Source organism: Methanosalsum zhilinae DSM 4017, from assembly GCF_000217995.1.
Taxonomy (GTDB): Archaea; Halobacteriota; Methanosarcinia; order Methanosarcinales; family Methanosarcinaceae; genus Methanosalsum; species Methanosalsum zhilinae.
This window is the reverse complement of the sequence record NC_015676.1, coordinates 1,450,260-1,469,943: the sequence shown is the minus strand read 5'-3', so window position 1 is coordinate 1,469,943 and position 19,684 is coordinate 1,450,260. Positions and strand designations below refer to the sequence as shown.

Genomic DNA, 19,684 nt, shown 5'->3' with positions numbered 1-19,684 from the left:
TAGGGTATATTGCATTATACAAAAAAACAGAAGGAATTATGAGTATCATGGAAAAAAAAGGTAAAGTTTATCTGGTAGGATCCGGCCCTGGAGATCCGGAACTTCTTACAATAAAGGCTAGAAGATTGATTGACTCTGCAGATGTTGTTATTTATGATCAGCTTCCTGGAGAGGCAATTATCGCTTCCCTTCCACAAGGGGCCGAAAAGATCGATGCAGGAAAATACGCCGGCAATCATCGCCTGTCTCAGACAGAGATCAACCAGCTCATAATTAAAAAAGCAAAAGAAGGTAATATGGTTGTAAGGCTAAAAGGGGGCGACCCTTATATTTTCGGCAGGGGTGGCGAGGAGGCAGAGGAACTTGTAAATGCAGGTATTGAATTTGAAACTGTTCCAGGGATTACTTCTGCGATTGCTGTACCTGCATATGCAGGCATACCCCTTACACACCGTAATTATGCATCCATGGTATTATTTATGACAGGACATGAAGATCCTACTAAAGAAGAATCTGCTCTTGACTGGAAATATCTGGCAGGTTTTGAAGGTACAATTGTGATACTGATGGGTGTCAAGATGCTTGAAAAGAATGTCAAACAGCTTCTAAAATATGGCAAGAACCCTTCAACACCTGTTGCAATCATTGAACGAGGTACACGTCCGGATCAGCGTTTGACTACTGGAAACCTGGAAAATATTGTAAACATTTCCAGAGAAAGAGGAGTAAAAGCTCCTGCTATCACTGTAGTGGGAAATGTTGTTGAAATAAACAAAATACTTGGTTGCATAGACCATTGTTGATTACATAGTTTACTGGGTAATCCGGAAATGAGGTGGAGATTTTCAATGAATAAAGAAAATGACAGTCCAGTTCTTGCTATTATGAGACCTGAAAGATATCTGGATGAATCTTCCAGACTTGCCAGATCAATGGGTTTTGATCCTCTGGCAGTTCCATTTGTTGAGCTTGTGGATAATACAGATGAAGGATTTGATCCTTTCATAGAACGTGTACTTGAAAAAAAGTCAGATTATGTTATATTTACAAGTGCAAATGGAATTGTATTTACACTTAAGAAACTGGCCCAATCCAGGAAGCAGGAGTTTATAGATGCCCTCAATACTACAAAAGTTGTGGCAATTGGTCCTAATACACGCCGGGAACTTGAGAAATATAAAATACGGACATATTCGGTACCCGATGTTTACAGTTCCCAGGGGATGGTAAAACACCTATGCTCCTCAGTGAAGAACAGGGTCATTGAAATTCCCAGAAGTTCTTATGGTGCACCTGAACTTGTATCAGGTCTGAAAGATTGTGGTGCAGAGGTCTTTGAGACCCATGTATATACTCTTCGTATGCTGGCTGGCGAAGATCAAAAAGAGCTGATAGAGTCAGCAGTAAATGGCCAGATTTCAGCTTTTGCTTTTACAAGCTCCATGATGGTACACAGCTTTTTCAAGCTTGCAGAATCACTGGGTCTAACAGACAAAATAATCTCTTCTCTTAACAGTTCAGTAGTTGCAGCAATAGGTGAACCTACTGCCAGAACTCTGAACAAATACAATATCCAGGTGGACCTGATTCCTGATAATTATGTATTTGAAGAAGTGCTGAAGAAAATTAGACAATACCTGTGTGATCCGGATAGCTGCTGAAATATTTATTTATTGATTGATTTAGCTTCGAAAATACTGGATTATGCAGTAAAATATATATCTTAATAGACAAGATTTAAATTTATACATAAGTTAACGGGGATAGGGAGGCAGATAATATGACAAAATATGTGATAATTTCCAGACTGACCGATGAAGGGGCAGAAACATTAAAGAAAAATCCAAAGAGAATCAAAGAAGTTAATGAAGAATTAAAATAAATGGGTGTGGAAGTCCTGGAACAGTTCTTTATACTTGGTAATTTTGATTTTCTCAATATTGTGGAAGCAAAGGATGAAACTGCAATTTCCAGAGCTATGGTTGAACTTGCATCCCGTGGAAGTATAAGAACTCAAACTTACACTGCTATACCTGTAGATGAGTTTAGTGGATATATGGAATAAAATCTGTACAATACTTTTAAACCTAAAACTCTGAGGGACAAGATTATGGAAAAATCATTTTTTAAAAAAATAGTAATTGCAACAGATGGTTCAGATAATTCTAAATATGCTGTGGAAACTGGTATTAAAATAGCCGGGTCCATGGGGGCTTCAGTAGATGCAGTACATGTAATTCATGCTGCCTGGGAAACTGAAGTTGACTCTGAGCTCAGGGATGAGGCAGAAAAAATAGTTGGTTATGTTGAAGAAAAGGGAAATAAAGAGAATGTCAGTGTTGAAGGAGTCATTTTAATAGGAAACCCAGCAGAAATGCTAATTGACTATGCACAAAAAAAAGATGCTGATCTGATAGTCATGGGTACAAAGGGCATGTCTGGTATAAAGAGGTTTATGCTGGGGAGTGTAGCTGAAAACGTCGTCCGTCATTCAAAAAAACCTGTTATGGTTGTACCGAAGATCTGAAAATATCTGTCTGTACAATAGATGTGGAGCATTTTTGCTTCTATTTTTTTCATAGTTCTATTGATTCCTTCATTATAGTAATCGCCCAAAAGGTCGGTTAATCAATATTTTTAAAGCCCGGATACACGGGTCAATTTTTTTACTGGAAACCATCGGTAAATATTATTTTTTTAAAAAAGAATTCTTTGGGCTAATTTGAGATTCCTCACATATAAAAAATAGAACTTGTATAAAATTGATCCGTGAAATAATGTTATCAGATAAGTTCAGAATGTCTTTATATCCTATACTTCTTGTAAATTTTATAGGTACCCTGGGCTTTAGTCTTGTTCTTCCTTTTCTGGTATTTCTGGTAGAGGCCTTTGGAGGAAATGCTATAATCTATGGTCTGATAGCTGCTATGTATCCAGCATTTCAGCTTATAGGAGCACCATTGCTGGGAAGATGGTCTGATATATATGGTAGACGGAAAATATTATTGATAAGCCAGGTTGGGACCTTTATCTCATGGATGATATTCCTTGTAGCTCTTGTTATACCTGTTGTTGCTATATCGAACGTTGATTCAGAATATTTAGGCAGCTTTGTAATCACTGTTCCTCTTATACTGCTTTTTGTTGCTCGTTCTCTGGATGGAATCACCGGAGGTAATGTATCAGTAGCCAATGCTTATCTTGCTGATATCACACCTGAATCAAAGAGAAATGAAAGCTTTGGTAAAATGTCTGTTTCTACCAATCTTGGATTTATTGCGGGTCCTGCAATAGCGGGAATATTGAGTATTACTGTTTATGCGGAAATACTACCTGTGCTGGCGGCTGTGATAATATCTTTTGTTGGGATACTTCTTATAGCCCTGCTACTTCCTGAGTCCAGAAAATGTGTGATTAATGATATTCCCCAGAAAAAGGATTTCAGGAATGCAATGGGACTGGAAATTAGAGAATGTACTTCAGGCAGACAGGTTAACAGGATCATGTTCGCTGATGTGATGAAATTAGACCATATCCCGTATATGTTCCTTATTTACTTCCTGATATTTCTTGGATTTAATATATACTACACATCTTTTCCGGTACATGCAATCGAGGTTCTTCAATGGGATATGGTAAACCTTGGAATATACTTTTCACTGCTCAGCCTCATGATGGCCACTGTGGAGGGGCCAATTCTTAGCAGGATCTCAAAAAAATATTCGGAAGGCATTCTGGCGGTTGCAGGCAGTTTTATATTAGGTATTAATTTTTTGCTGCTCTACCCTGGAGAAATAATCCTTACCTATGTGGCGCTGATCTTCTTTGCAGCCGGTAATGGACTTATGTGGCCTTCAGTCCTTTCAATCCTATCCACACTGGCAGGTAACAGGTATCAGGGAGCTGTACAGGGTACATCTACCGGTATCATGAGCATTGCCAGTATATCAGGCCTTATAGCTGGTGGACTGCTGTACGAATTAGCTGGGTCTGCAGCATTTCTTATTTCAGCGATAATAATATATTGTGTGTTTGTTTTATCTTTCAGGATGATATCTTTTAATGAACCCTGCAAAAAAGTGTAATCATTTATCTGGAAAGGTTTTGATATATATGCAGCAAGAACTAAACTCCAGGGATAGAGCTCCAAGAGGTGTATATTTTGATATGGATAATACACTTTTTGATTTTGTTGAAGCTAAGTTGGTTGCCTGTGAACATATGATCGATCATATAGGCTGCGGTAATCCTGAAGATATGTTCAATTATTTTTTAAGGAGGAAATATCATTTTGAACACCATGGCAATATCCATGACTATATGGTGGATAAAGGAATTTTTTCAGAATCACTATATGTAAAATGCTGTGAGATATATGGGAAGGTAACAATTGATAACATCCGGCTGTATCCAAATGTCATTGAAACGCTTGAATCTCTGAAAATGATGGACATTTCAATTGCAATAGTTACTGATGCTTATAAAAAAAACGCTCTCAAAAGACTGAAGAAAGCTGGAATATGTGATCTGATCGATAAGGTCATTACCCGTGATATATCCGGAGCTAAAAAGCCTGATCCGGAGGTTTTTCGCTATGCACTTGATGAATTTAATTTTTTACCCCGGGAAGTAATGTTCGTAGGTGACAGTATCAGGCGTGACATTGAGCCTGCAAAGAAAATCGGGATGCTAACCGCATATGCTGCATATGGGGATAAAAACAGTAGTTATGATGTGTTGCTTCAACCAGATCATGTTCTTACCGATATTATAGACTTGATATCGATAATCAAATGTATGAATCATACTAAAGTGTGATTACCCATAAAGCTTGTAATATATTCTATACTGAATATGACCCTGATGTATTGATCCCCGCCCTTTAATGGAGAGGATCCAAGTTATTTTTATGATGTTCACGTTCTAATCTCTATAGATAATATATATTTCCCATAATAGAAATTATTTATATAAAGTTCCTCAACTAAATAATTGAATTGTTTATTGCCAAAAAGAGGAATAGGTATGCATATATCAGATGGTGTACTATCCGCACCCATTATTGCAGCAGGCTGGGCGATTACTATTGTGTTCCTGCTCCTGATATTCAGATTGAAAATGAGTAACGCCAACATAGCGGAAGAAATTCCTAAATTTTCAATCATGACAGCTGCATTTTTTGTTGTATCCCTGATTCATCTTCCGCTGGGTCCTACAAGTGCTCATCCTATGCTTAATGGACTTATGGGAATTGTACTTGGTCCAATTGCATACATTTCGATGTTTATTGGACTTATTCTTCAAGCATTCATTTTCCAGCACGGTGGGATCACTACCCTGGGAATCAATGCAGCTCTTTTAGGGATACCTTCGATAATAGTGTATTATATCTTCAAAAGGGGATATAAAGACGGAGTATCAGTAAAGATTCTTGGATTAGTTTGTGGGGGACTTGCAATAGGTCTGTCAGCTCTTTTTACAGTAATGGTACTGATATTGATGGGATCAGAGTTCTTTGGTCTTGCGAAAGTTACAGTTGTGGCACATCTACCCCTTATACTGATAGAAGGTATCCTTACCGGTTCTGTTGTTCTATATATTGCAAAAGTTAAACCTGAACTTCTGTCAATAAAACTATAAGGGATTGAGCTTTTCATAAAAGTGCTCTTTTCATTGTTTGATGTTTTCAAGTGGACATATTTTTATGCAGAGACCGCAACGTAGTCCACCAAGTTCATTAAACATATATTCTGCACATCTTTCTCTGTGAATTGTTCCTTCTGATGTAAGGGCTTTGGCAGGACATATTTCTATGCATTTCATACAGTTTTTGCACTCCTGATTTATGAAGGGTAGCTCTGCTGTTCCACTTTCAAGAGGTGCATCTGTAAGCAGTGCAGTCATACGCACTTTAGGTCCAAAATCCTCTGTGATGAGAAGATGGTTCATACCAAAATTTCCCAGTCCTGCATGATAAGCAGCGTATTTGAAAGAAAAATTTGCTTTAAGGGTTCGGCGGTCTGCATACCAGTACCCAAACTCGCTTCCTTCACTCGGAGAGATTGTTGCCATGTATCCTTTACTTTCAATTAACCGGGCAAGACGATATGCAACAATTCTCAGGGTCGCAGTTGCTGCCAGAAGTGTATTAGTGTATTCAGCTCTGCCTTCTGGTAGAGTATTAAAAGATCCCTTTGGTACAGCCACGCCCAGAATAACAACCGATTTCAAATCCGGCATTACATCCTGCGGCCTGTTCCCGGTGTAATCTTTTTTTTCAAAACAGGAAGGGTCTGTAATACCAATAAAATCAACTCCTGAGGCAAAGGCATTATCTATCAAAGACTTTGTAATATCCTTCATTTGCATCAGCTCCTTTTGAAATGAATATTTTGTGGAAATGTATCTAAATTTGTTAAAGTTTCCTGAATATTATGCAAATTCGGTTTCTACAAATATCTGCTCAGGTTCAGAGTTGATAATTTTATCTGAATCAGTAAAAACTTAATGATTAATTAGAGGTTATGGTAATTTCAATTATACACAAACCATTTTTTTGTTTATGGAACAAGCTGTTCTTATTCAAAAAAAATCGTCAATTATATATCCTAATCTATCAATTCAAAGGCAATTAGATAATATCAGGATGGTTAACCATGGTAAGTGTCAATGAAAAGGGACTTTATATAATAGATGAAATGCTCGACTGGGAAGAAGAACTTAAAGTTGAGTCACAGGAACTTGAAAACGGAGCGATCGTTATAGATTGTGGTGTGAATGCGGAAGGTGGATATGATGCAGGTATGTATCTTTCACGCCTGTGCCTTGCAGATCTTGCAGATATAAATTATACAAAATTTGATCTAAATGGTATTCCTGTACCGGCAATCCAGGTAGCTACAGATCTTCCAACAATAGCCTGTATGGCATCCCAGTATGCAGGATGGCGGATATCAGTTGGGAAATATTTTGGAATGGGTTCAGGACCGGCCCGATCCCTTGGACTCAAGCCAAAAGAACTATATGAAGAAATTGATTACAAGGACGACTTTTCTGCAGCAGTCCTGGTTATGGAATCAAACAAGATTCCCAATGAAGAAGTGGTTGAGTATATAGCAAAACATTGCAGTGTGGATCCTGAAAATGTATTCATAGCAGTGGCACCTACAGCATCAATAGCAGGCTCGGTACAGATATCAGCACGTGTTGTTGAAACCGGCATCCACAAGCTCGAATCTATAGGATTTGATATAAATAGCATTAAAAGTGGGTTTGGAGTTGCTCCAATAGCACCAATAGTAGGTGATGATACTAAATGTATGGGATCCACCAATGACTGTGTTATTTACTGTGGTGAGACCTATTATACTGTAGAATATGAAGATACTGAAAAACTGAAGGATTTTGTCCAGAAGACTCCATCGGTAACATCAAAGGACTATGGTAAGCCGTTCTATACAACATTTAAAGAGGCGGATTTTGACTTTTTCAAAGTGGATGCAGGAATGTTTGCTCCGGCTAAAATCACTGTAAATGATCTGGCAAGCCAGAAGACATTTACCAGTGGAAAGATCAATCCTGATATTTTGCTTGAATCCTTTGGAATCGAATCTCTGTGATCCACAGATATACCAACCACCATATGATGGTGGTATATTTTTTTATCGGGCTGCTCAATCTTTAATGGCGGCATCAACAACCACATGCCATACCCCGGGAGAATATTTTTTTATTTTTCGCAGTTCCAGAATTTCAGCATATCTACCACTTCCCCGGGCAGCATTTTCAATTCTCTCAAATGGTCTTTTATATATCAGGTCCTCAGGAACAGTTTCATGGTAGTGAAGGACTCCTCCTTCGCTTTTAACTGCATTTATTGCAGGCTTTAAATATTTGTGAGTAGTACCCACATACCCCATGATCACTCTGTCAGCTATTCCCTCTGGTGTAACATCCATACAATCACCATTTCGGGGTTCAACAATATTTTCTGCATGATTCAATTTTATATTTTTAAGAAGATATTCGTAGGCCATAGGGTTCATTTCAATTGATACGATTTTTTCTGGGTTTGCATGTGTGGCTATAGGAATGGTAAAATAACCGATTCCGGCAAACATATCCACAACAGTTTCATCATCGCCGTATGCAGACATCAAAGTTCTTTCAGCCATATTTCCTTTAGAAAACATGACCTTTGTAGCGTCCATCTTAAATAAGCAGCCGTTCTCTTTGTGGACAGTTTCTGTACATGATCCGACAATAATCTCTCTATCAGGTGTTCTATACTGACCTTTGATTCCGTGATCCTGCATAACCGTTTTACAATTGGGATACATATCAAGTAGAGATGCAGCAATCAGATATTTTTTATCCCATATTTTTTCAGGGATGTTCACTATAATAATGTCTCCTATAATCTGCCAGCCTGATGGCAGGAGCTGTAGTTCATGTTCTTCCAGTTCTCCATCCAATCTATCCTTAAGTGAGATTTTCTGGAAGTAATGCTCTGGCTCGTCCTGTTCAACTGTAATGTATCCTTCTACATCTCCTTTGACAGGAATTTCCAGTATTCTTTCATTATTGATATCTTTTACCTGAATCTTTCTGGACCTATCAATTAGGTTACATTCCAGAAGCATTTTCCTCACAACTTCTGCGCTTTTCAGAGGTACCCGGATTGCCTTATTTTGATGATATTCTGGTTTTATCTCATACATTGGTGGAGTCTGGTATAAGCGTTAATCACATTTAAATATTCGTTTATCTACGAACTTTTATATATCTATTGAACCATTATTCAATTAATGTCGCACTCACCGGATTATACTGCACTGTTTTCGACTGTTGATGGATTCATTGCATTAAACGGAGCAGTGAAGTTACAGATATTAGAATTCTTAAAGGATGGCCCAAAAACCTTTGAGGAACTTGTTAAATATACAGGAAAAGCAAAATCTACGGTTTCGGTGCATCTGAAAGATCTAAACTCCTGCAATCTGGTAGAAGAAAAACCTGATTCAAATGACCGTAGAAAAAAAATATATGTATTAAAATCCCACTGCATGGCTCATTCTCAGGAGCCTATGATCAAACATTACCAGTGTGTGCTGCATAATTTTTCAAAAGATCTTATCTGTGAAAACGATTTTTTCATATCTATTTTCCATGCATTGCGATTTGGATTTGAAGCATACGGAATTAATCACAGGCCAATATCAAGAAAGATTGGATCTGATATTGGAAGGCATATTGCTTTGAATTTCAAATCCTCTAACTTTTATGATCTGCTAGAAGAAATAGCTCTCTTCTGGAAGGAAAATGGACTGGGGAACCTTTCAATGGTTGATGGTGATCCTGTACAATTGATAATTAGTGACTGTTTTGGATGCAGGACAATGCCCCGTGTGAATAGAAAACTGTGCTTTTTTGAAGAAGGTATTTTTGAAGGAATTTTCTTTGAAAGCTTAAATAAAAAGTTGAAAGTAAGGGAAATTGAGTGTTGTGGCACAGGTCATGACCATTGTTTGTTTTTGGTATGTCCCGATTTTACCCTTTAAGCCGGCCCGCTGAAGATTATTCTTTTAGATAAAATTTCCAGGATCTATATTATAGTTTTACAATAAGTCAACTACCCTTCCATTACTAAAGGAGACTCCTGTTTCAAAAGTTGAATTGTTTATCTGGCCGTTCCGGAACCGATTATCACTCCGATGTCTGCATCCAGCAATGGACCAATCTCTGAAACAATACCTGGACCATCGGTATTTTCCCGGCATACAACTGCATGTTCCATTAAACCTATTCTTTCAATTCCATAAATGTCGCGCTCATGTCCTGTTTTCTTAATGGCAGCTTTTAGTTGAGAGCGAGTTACGGAATTAACAATAACCCTGTCAGAAATTGATTTTTTCCATGTCCACCACACATCTTCCTGCTCCTTTGTAGGCGAAGCCAATCCGGTACTACTGTTTTTTTGAATAATTTTGATCGATACCGGTAGATGTGGTATGATTGAAAAGCGTGATGCTTTCTGTTTAACTGTACCGGTTCCCAGTGACTTAAGTTCTTCAGGGCCAATTCTGACATGTGTCCCGATATTTACGATAATTCCATCATCCTCAACAGATTTAACGTATCCCCGGTATGATTTATCAGTTTCTGCCTTTTTTGCTGGTTGCCCGTACTTTTTTACCAACAGGTTCACAGCAAACTCTTCATCTTCTCCTGACAACTCCAGATGTGTCCATCCATTTTTGTCTTCAGTTACTGAAAATGATACTTCCAGTCCATTAAGATCATTTTGAAGAAGTGTTTCAGCAGAATGTATTGCCCTTTCGCGATTTCCGTATATGTGGAGGAGTATAGTCACAGTTTTCATAATAATAGATACCTTTGGTAATTTTATTTGGCTTGTAGAGGTCTTTAGTTATTGTCTTTGCGGATCATTTCTTCCAGTCGGTTCTTAGCATCAATAAGGGAAAGGCGGTCGATTTCATCAATATTGTCTGCTGTATCCATCTGCTGTTCCAGTATCTGCAAATCTCTCTTAAATGGACCCAGCTTGCGAGCTATGGTTTCCGGGTCTACGTCGTTTTCAAGTAGTCCTTTATATATATTTTCGATTTTCAATCTCAGATGATTGACCTTTCCCTTGAAGGTTTTATTGATTACCTGTCCGTTATTTTCAGCTTGAAAGATATGACTTTCAGATCCCCCATCCGTTAAATTATACTGGTCTGGGTTCCTGTTCTCCAGAACCAGTATCAAATTTTTCAGGGCATCAACGACCTGGTGTCCGTGAAGGGTGAGTTCTACGTATTTTATTCTTCCTTCAATGCTGGTAGTTACCAGACCCGCATCTTCCATCTTTGATAGTATTTTAGTTGTGTGGGCAAAGGTTGAATTTATCTCTTTTGCAATAACTGATGCATATGTTTTCTGGAATGACCATATGGCCAGTAATGCAAGAGTGGGTTTTTCCTGTAAGAAAAGGTGTTCTGGATGTTCCTTTCTCATAGTAATTCTCGCTGGATTTAGCTTAATGTAGTAATATAACTCAGTAACATATACATTATTATATATTTTTTTCTATAACTATATGGCTAATGGCAGGCTCATTCAATCCAGTGATCGCATTATTTGTTTTATGTCATTTACAGGGGCATTGGTCTTGAAAGAAGTCCCACTAAAATGAGTTCTGGATGCATTAAATCCCTTTTCAAGAAGTTTATTGATAAGTGAATCCATACCAGGGGCAGATATACCTATCTGTTTGCACATTACATGCTGGTCATAGAACATGGGTATATCCAGCTCTTCCCTGCAAAGTGTAATTATTTTTTTTGCAGCGTCTTTTTTCCCCAGCTGAAGGGCATCTATTTGTTCCAGAACGCCATTGCAGAACACTCTGCTGTGCAATGACCCAAGCCATAGAGGGCCAGCTATGCTCATTGGGCTTTTGCATGAAGGACACTCATATTGCGAGTGTACTGCAAGACCGTATAGTGGCTCTCTGAATCCGCAATGTTGACAATTCTCAATGAACCCCATATTTTCCATCATCCGGTCTGCCCTCTTAGCACCACGCCTGACTTCTGCATAAATTCTCAGGTAATGTCTGGTTGCATGTGATAAAACTGGATAGATGGCTTTGTCATTGCTGGCAAATTCTCGTACAATCTTTCCGATTAGCACCCTTATTCCCATTTCACTGTGATACTCGTTGTTTAGAGGTACGGATGAATATTTTCTTATCCCCGATTTAAGATGTGCTCCGCATAGTGGAGCCGTATCTGTAGCGGTTACTTCCAGAAAACTAATTGTGGAGGATGAAGCAGCATTTAGAAATGGTGCAGGGGTTCCGAAAGGATCCAGATCAACTATGTGATATTTATTTTCATGAAGGGCAACATTAGCATTCTTTCGTGTTGCAATGACCCTTTCTGCAAGGTCATTCATTTCGATATTTTTCAGTATGAATTCATAGGCTTCATTGCTCCAGTCATTTAATGTTGTATTGATTCCAGTCTCATTCGCAACCCTGAGACCCCGGATCCCGGATGCTGAAAGGGCATCAATATACTTTATTTCAGATAATGGTATTCCTTTTTCATCTGAAATGGTCAGGGCATATGCAAGAGTTGCGGCAACGGTGATATCTCTGTTTAGCTCCATTTCAGGATTATAAAAAACGGTTGAAGGTGAAGAAATACCTGAACTGTCTTCAGATAATGGAACCTCCACCCTTGTATTTCCTTCTATAACGGTTCTTGTTTTCATTTGATAGTATTAGATATAAAATTGTTATTTTACTTTAATGGTCTTATTTATTGCTAATATCAAATATTAGAAATATACCTGCTTATATTGAAAATCTTAACAGGTATCCCCATATGACAAGCGAGGCCACACCTGCAGCTCCTATTAGCAGAAATGTACTTTTTGAGCTTTTGAACAACTCAATGGTACCTGTTGAACGGACAAATAATATTTTACTGAATGTACTTATTATGCTTGCTGTAACTGCTGTTTCAGCTGCAGCAATATAGGATATATGTCCCTGGATCGCAAGGGATGCAACAGATGCCGTTACTGCAGAACTGCTAATGATTCCTCCAAGAGCAGTTGCATATATTCCGGCAGGACCTGCAACCTGGTTTGCTACATCTGCAGTTACCATCAGAACCATAAATATCAAACCAAACTTAAATGCAGGTTTTAGTGCAAATGGTGATTCAAGATCAATTGTTTCTTTAAGTGAAGTAGGTGCGAGTCTTTGCTTTTTTATGATATATATTGAAACTGCTATCATAATCAGATGAGGTGGCAACATCATCAGGGTTGTTCTTCCGCTGGTATCAACAATGAATGCAATTATAAGATTACTTACAAGCATTGCCAGATTTGCCAGCAGGATTCCTACAAACAATGAATTGATAAGTCCCTCTTTTACTCTTGAAAGGGAAGAAAGTGCTCCGGTTGTGGCTTCACTGCTAACAAAACCTCCAAAAAATCCAGAATATGGTATTCCTCCGTGAGGACCGAATTTTTTAAGGAATATGTAGCTTATGAAACTTATTGTGGATACCAGTAATACGATCATTATCACAGATCTTAGATTGATAACACCAAATACAGGTTCTTGAGGTAGTATCGGATACAATATAAAAGATACAGCCAAAAACTGGACAGCACCAAGTATCTCTTTTTCAGTCAGATTCTCTGCAAAGGTATGAAGGTGCCTTTTTTCTATCAGCAGAAATGTTATAACAATAGCAACTATTATAGAGAAAAGAAAATATTCCTTGGCAACGAGTATTCCAAGAAGATAGGTTGAGAAGAGGGCTATACCGCTTGTCAGCCCCGATCCCTGCTGCAAAACGTTTATGGAATATATCATTAGAAGGCAGACCATTGCAACAAAAAAAGTAGCTATGAACAGTATCTCAATTCCCACCACTTCTGATATTATGGTTGCAATTGTTCCACTTATTGCTGTAATTGCAAATGTTCTAACACCTGCGTATACCTTTTTCTCACTCCTCCAGTGCTCCCGTTCAATTCCGATCAGAATGCCTATTAGCAACGAAAGGCCAAGTTTCTGGAGTGATTCTGAAAGTACAATGTCAATTCCGATTGAATAAAGAAAATTTTCTAAGTTTATGCCCCCATCATTATATTCATATATTCTAATTTGAAGTGTATGAATTTCAGGCTTCTATAAGTTCTATCTGTATATCTTTTGTTTCTGTTTTATCATCTATATATATAAGGGCTGCATATCCTTCACATGCCATTCCCGGATTCAGGATAAATGTTTCATTATGCTTCATAACTCCTCTGGATTCATGGATATGGGCACACACAACAAGATCAAATTGGTCAAGAACATTTCGAATGGAGCGGCTTCCGACATGATTTGTTCCAACGCTATCCAGTGTTTCATGTGGAGGGGCATGGCTGAGAAGAATCCGGTATTTGCTGGCAGAATTTAATTTTGCTGAAGCTATCAGATCTAATAGCTTTTGTTCGATCTCTTCCTCATCAAGTTCGAATGGTGTATTGAATGGTGTTGGATTTGATCCTCCAAGACCGATGAATGTTATATTGTCAATACATTTATGCTTGTTATGCAGGCTGATAGCATCTGACCTTTCAAGGGTATTAAGTATGCTTTCCATATCACAGTTACCTGGTACTGCCATTACAGGCACCTGAAACATTCCAATGAGCTCGCTTGCATTTTCATCGGGACCAAAGTTTGTAATATCACCTGCTATCAGTACCAGATCAACTTTACCTGCCTTTTCAATAATAGGACTGATCTTTGAATAATTTCCATGGGGATCTGCAATTGCAAGAATTTTCATAGAGTATCACCTTTTAAACAAATATTGTTGATTGTTAAGGTTAAATCTGCTTTTAGAGGACCAATGCTTAAGACTATTAGGAGAAGTTAAATACTGCATTTATAATTTTAAAATTTTCTACAAATATTTACATAGCTATCCAGATATATGATCATTTATAGCATTTGCTTTCATTAGACTTATTTAAGGATTTATATCACATATAGATTCTGACTTGCTTTCTGCTTTGTTATATTTTATTTTCCTTTTCATAATCTGCATATACTTTTGTAAATTCCACCATGATCGTTATAATAATCGAGAACAGGTATATCCAGAGGAAAATCGCAATTAATGAGCCTATACTACCATACAATCCTGCAGGACTGGAATACCTGAGGTACAGACTAAAAGCATATTTTCCCAATGTAATAAGGACTGCTGTAAAAAAACATCCTGGTACAATATACCTGTAATCCATTTTTGTATCAGGAAGTACTCTGTAAAGATAAACTAAAAAGAGTACAAGGATTAAAAAATTAAATGCTGAACTTATGAGCTGTATTAACCAGGAGGATATTGGTAAAAATTGTTTAAGTTGTGGTGAAATGCTGAAAAATAGAACCTCAAAAGCAGTTGCCATCACAACCAGGAACGTAAATATGAATACTGCAACAAAAGCAGCTTTCCTTTTTCTTATAACCTTATCATACCAGCTGTTGCTCTCATAAGATACATCCCACATGCGATTAATGGTCTTCTGAAACTGTATGAATAGATTGCTCGCTATCCACAAAAATAAAATAAAGCTTATTAACAGACTCAAAGAAATAATGTCAGTATCCGGTATCTGTTGGAAAAGTAAATATAATAATTCAATTGCTGATTCAGTTGCAACTGGGGAAATATATTGTATAATTGATTCCTGGATAACCTTTTCTCTTAAAAAGAAGCTGCTGATAGATAATACGAATAAAAACAATGCCGGAAGACTCATCAATACCATAAATGAAAGTGCAGCACTGTAAGTAATACCCTCATTATCTTTCCATTTTTGCACTGTTTTTATAGCAATATTTTTTATTTCTTTCATACAACCAGGTCTTGATATATCGTCACTAAATTGCTTAAAAGTCATGGACTATTTTGCTGTAAATTCTCTGTACCTAACTTTATTTAGAGGTTCATGCTTAAATATGTATTTTCAGTTACTATTCTTCATTTACCTGAATAAGTCAGAATAACACTAAATATGAGTATAAAACAACAGGTTTATAGTTCTGGTATTATGTTATCTTATTCAGTTACAAAATAATAAAAGCTGAGATAGAAGTAGAAATAGAGAGAGGTAAGTTGAATGGGTGACAATAAAACGCATGGAGTTCCTGCATTACTTTCATTTTTTATACCTGGACTGGGACAGCTAATAAAAGGTCAAATTCTTAAAGCTATCTTCATCTGGATAGCAATGGCAATAAGCGGTGCACTGACAATAATCTTGATTGGGTACATTACCACTCCAATTATCTGGATATGGCAGATATTTGATGCTTATAATAATTGATGCATGCTGGAGTATAAAAGTAATATTAATATATCATTTAGATTTAATTTAGTAAGATAAAAATGAATTATTTTGGAAAGTTTTGAAGTTTACTTTCATATTCTTTTTGTACCCCAATAAATGATATATTCACTTTTTATTGTATTAAAGTATCTTTTTCCTGCTATATAGAGTTAATGTATTAATAATCGGTTGTGTCACTATTTTGCTGTAAAAGTTCATATTTTTATTTAGAAATAGGTAAAAAGAAATCAAGCATAGGCTCTGGAGAAATCCTATTTTTCATTATTTTATTGTAATTGCACCTACAGGACATGCATCGACACATTCTCCGCAATCTGTGCATATATCTGGATCAACAATCGCAATGTCATCCTCGCGGATCGTAATTGCATCAACGGGGCATGCATCAGCACACAGTGTATATCCATTGCATTTATCGGGATCTATTATTGCTACCATGTATATTTTCTCCTCTCTTTTGTTAGTTTAAATGAATATTTCATCAAACTATATTGATATTACACCAAGTCAATAAAAGCCTTGTAGAAACAATGTTCTCTATTCTGAAAAGAATATATGGAGAATAAGTTAAATCAACAAAAACTCATTTGCAATTATTATTCAGGTATGGTTTCTGGAGAGTTTTAGTTTACATTTTAAAATAGTCAATATAAAATGTAAATTTATTAAAAAGTTTTAATCTCGATTCAGAATAAACCCTGTTTGTGGGCAGATTTTCAATTAAAAGATCAAAATCAATCAAATAAATAAACATGTTTCCAAAAAAAATGGAAACAAAAATTTAAACTTTATGGATACATTTTAACGATATTGTTAACACCATATGTAGACGGAGTAACAAAGTTTGCATGTGTAAGGGCACCAGCTTCTGGAATCAGCATAATCTCAACATGCGTTCTTGGAGACAATTTCAGTTTAGAATCTGAAATCTCAGTCCCTTCATCTACCTCTGCAGAATCAATTGACAACTCATGGTTGTGGGTGACATCAGAATAGGCTGTTGAGATATACATGTTAATAAGATCGCCAGTATTTATTACAGGATTTTTCTGATTAAATGAATTATCATGGTCTCGAATATCATTGAGGGCAAAGAACTCAGTTGAATGATTTTTGATTATATTTTCTATGTTCTCTTTATGATTATCTTTCAATACAGTTTCATTGAGGTATCTAAGTGTATTTGTATGACTCCCATCACTAATCGTGACCACAACTTGGTTCATATCAACTGGAGAACTCCCAGCCTGAAGGCCTATTTGTAGTCTTAATAGATCAATTGTTCCTGATAAGTTAACATTGTCACCTGTACCATTTGCCGCCCTAATTCCTTCAATATTTTTGACATCAAGGTTAGATGATACTTCCCGAGTTGCCTCAGCACCTGTCTGTTGTGCTCTCTGCTGCAGTACACCAGAGGTCTGGATCAGTACTGCGGCTGCAACGGCTGCTACAAGCACCATTGCAATGAAGATAATGAGTGTACCGATACCTACCTGTGCACTCTTATCTTCGTTCAGATGTGTGCATCTATTTGCTTTCATTGACATATCTCCAAAATTTTAAAAGGATTTTAAATCCCAATAAATTGGATATATTTTTATCTAATACGTTCCCCAAATATAATAAAGGACTTAAATCCTAATAAATTCAATATGTTTTATCTAATATATAAACAGTTTGTTTTTTTAACAGTTCCAAAATAAAAAATGAGTTTTGTGTCAAAAATATAAACACGACTTTTACTAATTAAGCTTGAAGTGCAATGAATAGAGTTTAGGCAACTCGTTGATGAGCAGTGGAAATACATTAAACCGCATTTACCTCCACAAGCGATAACTGGATAAAAGAGAACAGATGACCGTAAGGCCATCAATGGTATTTTTTTTGTTCTGATTACAGGTTGTAGATGGTAAGATATGCCTGAATGTTATGGTCACCTATAACTGCATGGAGATGACCGAAGACATGGTCTCAGAAAGAAGTATTCTCACTGGAAACAGTTTGTGTAGATAGTAGCCTGATTGAATCAAAAAAAGGGGAGAACCAACCGCCTACAACGGCCACAAGAAACGAAATGGAATAAAAATACATGCATGTGTAACCTGTGACGGTTTTTCTCTTGCAATTATCATTTTACCAGGAAATGAACATGATAGTAAAAGGTTCATTGAAGTAATGGATAGCATTAAATTAAAATCCAGTAGAAGACCACGAACAAGACCCTTAGAAGTTCTTGCAGATTCTGCATATGACAATAAGGATATTCGTGAATATCTCAGATCAAGATCAATAAAGAACAATATACCAGTAAATCCAAGAAACCTGAAAAAGATTCCAAGAGGTAGACCTACCCGGTTTGAATACGAATCGTATCATAAAAGAGGTGCAATAGAGAAATTATTTGGATGGCTGAAAAAAGATTTAGAAAAATAGCACAGAGATATGAACGTCTTAACCTTATTTTTAAAGGATTGTTAGATATTGCATGCTTCATGATATGCTGGAAAAAGGTGTATCCGGTGTTTTGAAATAGGCTCAACATAAATTTATTATTCAGATTTCAGCTATCAGTGTTGAGTTTTTCAAGTAATAACTGAAAAGGTCTTCACCCCATTGATGTGCTTGTGAAGTAGAGCAAAAGACATGTTCATTACTGAATTTGTTATTACCAAAATAAGTTTTAGAGAATAATCTTAAAACTAAGTAATCATCACTTAGTGCTAAGGATAAAATTCCAATCTCTTCCTGATACAAATAAAACTTAATTTTCCCAGTTTTAATGAGCTGATTAAATTCATTAGACAATTCAGATTCAATCTTTTGCAGCATATCTTTGTTAATGATGACCGAAATGTCAATATCATTATTAACAAGTTGAATTGCAAGTGGTAATAAACTGGGATGCATAAAAGTAAATATAAAATATAATGAACTGGATTTTTGAGCATTTTTAATAAAATCTTTATTAGCCTCGAATATATCCACCAAACTGGGTTCTATCATTTTACATCCTTTTAATTCGCTTGTTCTTTTCAAAAATCTTTTTGGTATGATTTTAAGATTTCGAGTTCCCCAGTAGTCAATATTATTATCAAATACCTCAATAGTATTTAATAAAGGAATCATTTCATTGACTATTAAATTTCCAACTGTAGTTAGTTCATATTTACCGTTACACTGAACTATAAGATGGTGTTCTTCTAATAGTCTCATCTGGGGAAGCAAAGCTTGTCTGGTAGTATTAATAGATTTGAGAAGATGTTTCATTTCTTTGGGTTCTTCTATTAACAATAGAAGAACTTTTTTTCTCTTCTCAGACATGAACAAAACATCAATTAATGATTTCTTCATCATGTAAAATAATTTATCTAAGGATTTATAGTTTATTGTATATCAAATTAGAATTTTTGATATAATAGATTTCTAGTTTTGCATAATATTATATATGAACATCAATAATTTAATTTCAATTCAGTTTTGAAATCATAATGGGTTTAAAATTTAAAGAATAATTTTAAATTATAAAGGATTTAGATTAAGTACAAAAAGTGTTATTTTATTGTATGGGTGGGAAGAATAAATATCTCACTCTTAAAAAGAGCGGGTTGGGGAACTCGGTGGGTTGCACTAGATATACACACTAGAACGCGAAACACATATAATTGGGTACCTCCTTCTTCATGCCATATTGGAATAAAAATAATGTTATAGTGATATTGTAGTGCATCTAGTATTTTTAAAA

At 36.4% G+C, this 19,684-nt stretch carries 22 protein-coding genes; 11 read left to right on the top strand and 11 right to left on the bottom strand.

The window, feature by feature from the left end:
* Positions 1 to 38 precede the first annotated feature (38 nt).
* From cobA to cbiM, 7 genes are all read left to right on the top strand, one after another.
* A complete protein-coding gene (gene cobA, locus MZHIL_RS06840) occupies positions 39 to 803 on the top strand; it encodes a uroporphyrinogen-III C-methyltransferase (RefSeq protein WP_013898637.1) in 765 nt (254 codons plus the stop codon).
* A gap of 45 nt (positions 804 to 848) precedes the next feature.
* Entirely contained in the window at positions 849 to 1,661 is an 813-nt protein-coding gene (locus MZHIL_RS06835; RefSeq protein WP_013898636.1) for a uroporphyrinogen-III synthase, read from the top strand.
* Between the two features lie 221 nt (positions 1,662 to 1,882).
* A complete protein-coding gene (locus MZHIL_RS10780) occupies positions 1,883 to 2,065 on the top strand; it encodes a GYD domain-containing protein (protein WP_245527533.1) in 183 nt (60 codons plus the stop codon).
* Positions 2,066 to 2,110: 45 nt separating this feature from the next.
* Positions 2,111 to 2,527: a universal stress protein gene (locus MZHIL_RS06825; protein WP_013898635.1), complete on the top strand. Its 417-nt coding sequence runs from the start codon at positions 2,111 to 2,113 to the stop codon at positions 2,525 to 2,527.
* Positions 2,528 to 2,798: 271 nt separating this feature from the next.
* Entirely contained in the window at positions 2,799 to 4,085 is a 1,287-nt protein-coding gene (locus MZHIL_RS06820; protein WP_245527532.1) for an MFS transporter, read from the top strand.
* A gap of 28 nt (positions 4,086 to 4,113) precedes the next feature.
* Complete coding sequence (locus MZHIL_RS06815) at positions 4,114 to 4,818, top strand: HAD family hydrolase (protein ID WP_048815670.1); 705 nt, start codon at positions 4,114 to 4,116, stop codon at positions 4,816 to 4,818.
* A 207-nt stretch (positions 4,819 to 5,025) separates the two neighbouring features.
* Positions 5,026 to 5,640 (top strand): cobalt transporter CbiM, encoded by a 615-nt coding sequence (gene cbiM / locus MZHIL_RS06810; RefSeq protein WP_013898632.1) that lies wholly within the window; start codon positions 5,026 to 5,028, stop codon positions 5,638 to 5,640.
* 30 nt (positions 5,641 to 5,670) lie between these two features.
* Here cbiM and MZHIL_RS06805 read toward each other — a convergent pair whose 3' ends face one another.
* Entirely contained in the window at positions 5,671 to 6,363 is a 693-nt protein-coding gene (locus MZHIL_RS06805; RefSeq protein ID WP_013898631.1) for a 4Fe-4S dicluster domain-containing protein, read from the bottom strand.
* Between the two features lie 293 nt (positions 6,364 to 6,656).
* On the opposite strand from MZHIL_RS06805, the gene mch reads away from it, so the two are divergent.
* Positions 6,657 to 7,619, top strand: a complete 963-nt coding sequence (gene mch / locus MZHIL_RS06800) for a methenyltetrahydromethanopterin cyclohydrolase (protein WP_013898630.1) — start codon at positions 6,657 to 6,659, stop codon at positions 7,617 to 7,619.
* Between the two features lie 54 nt (positions 7,620 to 7,673).
* Here the strand turns inward: mch and MZHIL_RS06795 are convergent, their stop codons facing one another.
* A complete protein-coding gene (locus MZHIL_RS06795; protein WP_013898629.1) occupies positions 7,674 to 8,720 on the bottom strand; it encodes a class I SAM-dependent methyltransferase in 1,047 nt (348 codons plus the stop codon).
* Positions 8,721 to 8,807: 87 nt separating this feature from the next.
* Between MZHIL_RS06795 and MZHIL_RS06790 the strand changes: the two genes are divergently transcribed.
* Complete coding sequence (locus tag MZHIL_RS06790; RefSeq protein ID WP_013898628.1) at positions 8,808 to 9,560, top strand: V4R domain-containing protein; 753 nt, start codon at positions 8,808 to 8,810, stop codon at positions 9,558 to 9,560.
* A gap of 119 nt (positions 9,561 to 9,679) precedes the next feature.
* Here MZHIL_RS06790 and MZHIL_RS06785 read toward each other — a convergent pair whose 3' ends face one another.
* From MZHIL_RS06785 to MZHIL_RS06760, 6 genes are all read right to left on the bottom strand, one after another.
* Positions 9,680 to 10,381, bottom strand: coding sequence for a DUF2110 family protein (locus MZHIL_RS06785; protein ID WP_013898627.1), 702 nt, complete (start codon positions 10,379 to 10,381; stop codon positions 9,680 to 9,682).
* 44 nt (positions 10,382 to 10,425) lie between these two features.
* On the bottom strand, positions 10,426 to 11,019 hold the full coding sequence (locus MZHIL_RS06780; RefSeq protein WP_013898626.1) for a winged helix-turn-helix domain-containing protein: 594 nt from the start codon (positions 11,017 to 11,019) through the stop codon (positions 10,426 to 10,428).
* A gap of 102 nt (positions 11,020 to 11,121) precedes the next feature.
* Complete coding sequence (locus tag MZHIL_RS06775) at positions 11,122 to 12,282, bottom strand: tRNA (guanine(10)-N(2))-dimethyltransferase (RefSeq protein ID WP_013898625.1); 1,161 nt, start codon at positions 12,280 to 12,282, stop codon at positions 11,122 to 11,124.
* An 82-nt stretch (positions 12,283 to 12,364) separates the two neighbouring features.
* Positions 12,365 to 13,588: an MgtC/SapB family protein gene (locus tag MZHIL_RS06770; protein ID WP_013898624.1), complete on the bottom strand. Its 1,224-nt coding sequence runs from the start codon at positions 13,586 to 13,588 to the stop codon at positions 12,365 to 12,367.
* Positions 13,589 to 13,712: 124 nt separating this feature from the next.
* Positions 13,713 to 14,372, bottom strand: a complete 660-nt coding sequence (locus MZHIL_RS06765; protein WP_013898623.1) for a metallophosphoesterase family protein — start codon at positions 14,370 to 14,372, stop codon at positions 13,713 to 13,715.
* Positions 14,373 to 14,601: 229 nt separating this feature from the next.
* Positions 14,602 to 15,444: a YihY/virulence factor BrkB family protein gene (locus MZHIL_RS06760; protein ID WP_157209648.1), complete on the bottom strand. Its 843-nt coding sequence runs from the start codon at positions 15,442 to 15,444 to the stop codon at positions 14,602 to 14,604.
* A gap of 264 nt (positions 15,445 to 15,708) precedes the next feature.
* On the opposite strand from MZHIL_RS06760, the gene MZHIL_RS06755 reads away from it, so the two are divergent.
* Positions 15,709 to 15,915: a hypothetical protein gene (locus MZHIL_RS06755; protein ID WP_013898621.1), complete on the top strand. Its 207-nt coding sequence runs from the start codon at positions 15,709 to 15,711 to the stop codon at positions 15,913 to 15,915.
* 285 nt (positions 15,916 to 16,200) lie between these two features.
* On the opposite strand, the gene MZHIL_RS06750 is transcribed toward MZHIL_RS06755, so the two are convergent.
* Positions 16,201 to 16,377, bottom strand: a complete 177-nt coding sequence (locus tag MZHIL_RS06750) for an ATP-binding protein (RefSeq protein WP_013898620.1) — start codon at positions 16,375 to 16,377, stop codon at positions 16,201 to 16,203.
* 350 nt (positions 16,378 to 16,727) lie between these two features.
* Entirely contained in the window at positions 16,728 to 17,483 is a 756-nt protein-coding gene (locus MZHIL_RS06745; RefSeq protein WP_013898619.1) for an archaellin/type IV pilin N-terminal domain-containing protein, read from the bottom strand.
* Positions 17,484 to 17,967: 484 nt separating this feature from the next.
* Between MZHIL_RS06745 and MZHIL_RS06740 the strand changes: the two genes are divergently transcribed.
* On the top strand, positions 17,968 to 18,375 hold the full coding sequence (locus MZHIL_RS06740; protein WP_342626850.1) for a transposase: 408 nt from the start codon (positions 17,968 to 17,970) through the stop codon (positions 18,373 to 18,375).
* A gap of 120 nt (positions 18,376 to 18,495) precedes the next feature.
* Here MZHIL_RS06740 and MZHIL_RS06735 read toward each other — a convergent pair whose 3' ends face one another.
* Positions 18,496 to 19,293 carry a helix-turn-helix transcriptional regulator gene (locus MZHIL_RS06735; protein WP_449405385.1) on the bottom strand — a complete coding sequence of 266 codons (798 nt, stop codon included), beginning with the start codon at positions 19,291 to 19,293 and terminating at the stop codon, positions 18,496 to 18,498.
* Positions 19,294 to 19,684: the final 391 nt, after the last annotated feature.

Excerpts from the sequence above, each read along its gene's own strand:
- cobA (WP_013898637.1), top strand. The coding sequence starts at position 39 with ATGAGTATCATGGAAAAAAAAGGTAAAGTTTATCTGGTAGGATCCGGC.
- MZHIL_RS06835 (WP_013898636.1), top strand. The coding sequence starts at position 849 with ATGAATAAAGAAAATGACAGTCCAGTTCTTGCTATTATGAGACCTGAA.
- MZHIL_RS10780 (WP_245527533.1), top strand. The coding sequence starts at position 1,883 with ATGGGTGTGGAAGTCCTGGAACAGTTCTTTATACTTGGTAATTTTGAT.
- MZHIL_RS06825 (WP_013898635.1), top strand. The coding sequence starts at position 2,111 with ATGGAAAAATCATTTTTTAAAAAAATAGTAATTGCAACAGATGGTTCA.
- MZHIL_RS06820 (WP_245527532.1), top strand. The coding sequence starts at position 2,799 with ATGTCTTTATATCCTATACTTCTTGTAAATTTTATAGGTACCCTGGGC.
- MZHIL_RS06815 (WP_048815670.1), top strand. The coding sequence starts at position 4,114 with ATGCAGCAAGAACTAAACTCCAGGGATAGAGCTCCAAGAGGTGTATAT.
- cbiM (WP_013898632.1), top strand. The coding sequence starts at position 5,026 with ATGCATATATCAGATGGTGTACTATCCGCACCCATTATTGCAGCAGGC.
- MZHIL_RS06805 (WP_013898631.1), bottom strand. The coding sequence starts at position 6,363 with ATGAAGGATATTACAAAGTCTTTGATAGATAATGCCTTTGCCTCAGGA.
- mch (WP_013898630.1), top strand. The coding sequence starts at position 6,657 with ATGGTAAGTGTCAATGAAAAGGGACTTTATATAATAGATGAAATGCTC.
- MZHIL_RS06795 (WP_013898629.1), bottom strand. The coding sequence starts at position 8,720 with ATGTATGAGATAAAACCAGAATATCATCAAAATAAGGCAATCCGGGTA.
- MZHIL_RS06790 (WP_013898628.1), top strand. The coding sequence starts at position 8,808 with ATGTCGCACTCACCGGATTATACTGCACTGTTTTCGACTGTTGATGGA.
- MZHIL_RS06785 (WP_013898627.1), bottom strand. The coding sequence starts at position 10,381 with ATGAAAACTGTGACTATACTCCTCCACATATACGGAAATCGCGAAAGG.
- MZHIL_RS06780 (WP_013898626.1), bottom strand. The coding sequence starts at position 11,019 with ATGAGAAAGGAACATCCAGAACACCTTTTCTTACAGGAAAAACCCACT.
- MZHIL_RS06775 (WP_013898625.1), bottom strand. The coding sequence starts at position 12,282 with ATGAAAACAAGAACCGTTATAGAAGGAAATACAAGGGTGGAGGTTCCA.
- MZHIL_RS06765 (WP_013898623.1), bottom strand. The coding sequence starts at position 14,372 with ATGAAAATTCTTGCAATTGCAGATCCCCATGGAAATTATTCAAAGATC.
- MZHIL_RS06760 (WP_157209648.1), bottom strand. The coding sequence starts at position 15,444 with ATGAAAGAAATAAAAAATATTGCTATAAAAACAGTGCAAAAATGGAAA.
- MZHIL_RS06755 (WP_013898621.1), top strand. The coding sequence starts at position 15,709 with ATGGGTGACAATAAAACGCATGGAGTTCCTGCATTACTTTCATTTTTT.
- MZHIL_RS06750 (WP_013898620.1), bottom strand. The coding sequence starts at position 16,377 with ATGGTAGCAATAATAGATCCCGATAAATGCAATGGATATACACTGTGT.
- MZHIL_RS06745 (WP_013898619.1), bottom strand. The coding sequence starts at position 17,483 with ATGAAAGCAAATAGATGCACACATCTGAACGAAGATAAGAGTGCACAG.
- MZHIL_RS06735 (WP_449405385.1), bottom strand. The coding sequence starts at position 19,293 with ATGAAGAAATCATTAATTGATGTTTTGTTCATGTCTGAGAAGAGAAAA.